The organism is Rhizobium sp. BK512 (assembly GCF_014194915.1).
Taxonomy (GTDB): Bacteria; Pseudomonadota; Alphaproteobacteria; order Rhizobiales; family Rhizobiaceae; genus Rhizobium.
Genome location: NZ_JACIAS010000023.1, coordinates 1 through 2,133 on the forward strand (window position 1 = coordinate 1; position 2,133 = coordinate 2,133).

A 2,133-nucleotide genomic window follows, 5' to 3' on the forward strand; every position below is an offset into this window, starting at 1 on the left:
CTCTCCCTAGAGCCGAACAATCCGCGTGCACGTTTCTACATTGCCCTGAGCATGGAGCAGGCGGGTCAGCCGGAAGAGGCGCGGAGCGCTTTCGAGACGTTGGCGAAGCAATCGCCTGCCGATGCCCCCTGGCTGCCGCTGGTCAACGAGCACATCGCCAAGAATGGCGGTCCGGCGGCAGCGCCCGAGGCCCAGCCCGCGGCGCCGGGCGGCCCGACTTCCGAGGATGTGGCCGCGGCCGAGACGATGAGTAGCGGCGACCGTCAGCAGATGATCCGCGGCATGGTGGAAAGCCTCGATGCGAAGCTGTCAGCTGATCCCAACAATTTCGAGGGCTGGATGCGTCTCGTCCGCTCTTACGCCGTATTGAACGACAAGGATCGCGCTGCAGGCGCCCTGAAGCGTGGGCTTGCGGCCTTCCCGGCATCAGGCGATGAAGGCAGGCAGCTGCTGGCGCTCGGCAAGGAGCTCGGCATCGCGACGGAGGGATTGAGCGAATGACGCGCAAGCAGAAACGCATGGCGGTGATTGCCGGCGGCATGGGCTTCATTGCCGCCGCCGTGCTGCTCGTCATGTTCGCCTTCAGCCAGTCGGTCGCCTATTTTTACATGCCCGGCGATCTCGCCAGCAACCCGATCGCACCGGGCACCCGCATTCGCCTCGGCGGCCTCGTGGGCGAGGGCAGCGTCATGCGCGGCGAGGGCTCGGTCGTGCGTTTTGCCGTGACCGATCCGAGCGGGCAGATCGTCAATGTCCGCTACCAGGGCATCCTTCCCGATCTCTTCCGCGAAGGGCAGGGCGTGGTGACCGAGGGCACGTTCGAGACAGGCAGCAATGTCTTCACTGCCGATACCGTGCTTGCCAAGCATGACGAGACCTACATGCCCAAGGAAGTCGCCGACAGGCTGAAGGCCCAGGGCCTCTGGGAAGAGGGCAAGGGGGCCGCACCGCAAGGCGAGGCGGCAAAGGGCCAGGAAGCCCAGGGACAACAGACAAGGGCAACGCCATGATCATCGAGATCGGCCACTATGCGCTGGTTCTGGCGCTCGCAACGGCAATCATCCTGTCGGTCGTACCTGTGATCGGTGCAAGGCGCGGCGATCAGTCGATGATGGATGTGGCGCCGCTCGGCTCGGTCCTGCTCTTTGCCCTCGTTGCCTTCTCCTTCGGCGTGCTCACCTATGCCCATGTGGTTTCCGACTTCTCCGTCCAGAATGTCTGGGAGAATTCGCATTCGCTGGTGCCGCTGATCTACAAGTACTCCGGCGTCTGGGGCAATCACGAGGGATCGATGATGCTCTGGCTTCTGATCCTGGCGCTCTTCAGCGCGCTGGTCGCCGTCTTCGGCCGCAATCTGCCCGATACGTTGAAGGCCAATGTGCTCTCGGTCCAGGCCTGGATCTCGGTCGCCTTCATCCTCTTCATCCTGTTGACCTCCAATCCCTTCACCCGCCTCGATCCGGCGCCGGCCGAGGGCAAGGATCTGAACCCGGTGCTGCAGGATATCGGCCTCGCCATCCATCCGCCGCTCCTCTATCTCGGCTATGTCGGCTTCTCGGTCTGCTTCTCCTTTGCGGTTGCCGCCCTTCTCGACGGCCGCATCGATGCCGCCTGGGCGCGCTGGGTGCGGCCCTGGACGCTTGCCGCCTGGACCTTCCTGACATTAGGCATCGCCATGGGCTCCTACTGGGCCTATTACGAACTCGGCTGGGGCGGATGGTGGTTCTGGGATCCGGTGGAAAACGCCTCCTTCATGCCCTGGCTTGCCGGCACCGCACTTCTGCACTCGGCCCTCGTCATGGAAAAGCGCGAGGCGCTGAAGATCTGGACGGTGCTGCTTGCCATCCTCACCTTCTCGCTGTCGCTGATGGGCACTTTCCTGGTGCGCTCCGGCGTCCTGACCTCGGTCCATGCATTCGCCAGTGACCCGAGCCGCGGCGTCTTCATCCTCTGCATTCTCCTGATCTTCATCGGCGGGGCGCTATCGCTTTTTGCCTTCCGCGCGCCGCTTCTGTCGGCCGGCGGTCTGTTTGCGCCGATCTCGCGTGAGGGCGCGTTGGTGGTCAACAACCTGATCCTGACGGTTGCCTGCGGCACGGTGCTGACGGGTACGCTCTATCCGCTGGTGCTGGA

3 protein-coding genes are annotated in these 2,133 nt (G+C 64.0%); all 3 read left to right on the forward strand.

The features are described from left to right. Positions 1-501, forward strand: a 501-nt coding sequence (locus FHX06_RS35445) for a tetratricopeptide repeat protein (protein WP_183882708.1), incomplete at its 5' end; no start/stop codon positions are given. After that, positions 498-1,010 (forward strand): cytochrome c maturation protein CcmE, encoded by a 513-nt coding sequence (ccmE, locus tag FHX06_RS35450; protein WP_112547856.1) that lies wholly within the window; start codon positions 498-500, stop codon positions 1,008-1,010. The genes FHX06_RS35445 and ccmE, both read left to right, overlap by 4 nt. Further along, positions 1,007-2,133 (forward strand): heme lyase CcmF/NrfE family subunit (locus FHX06_RS35455; protein WP_183882710.1); only part of this gene is annotated, 1,127 nt, incomplete at its 3' end. The genes ccmE and FHX06_RS35455, both read left to right, overlap by 4 nt.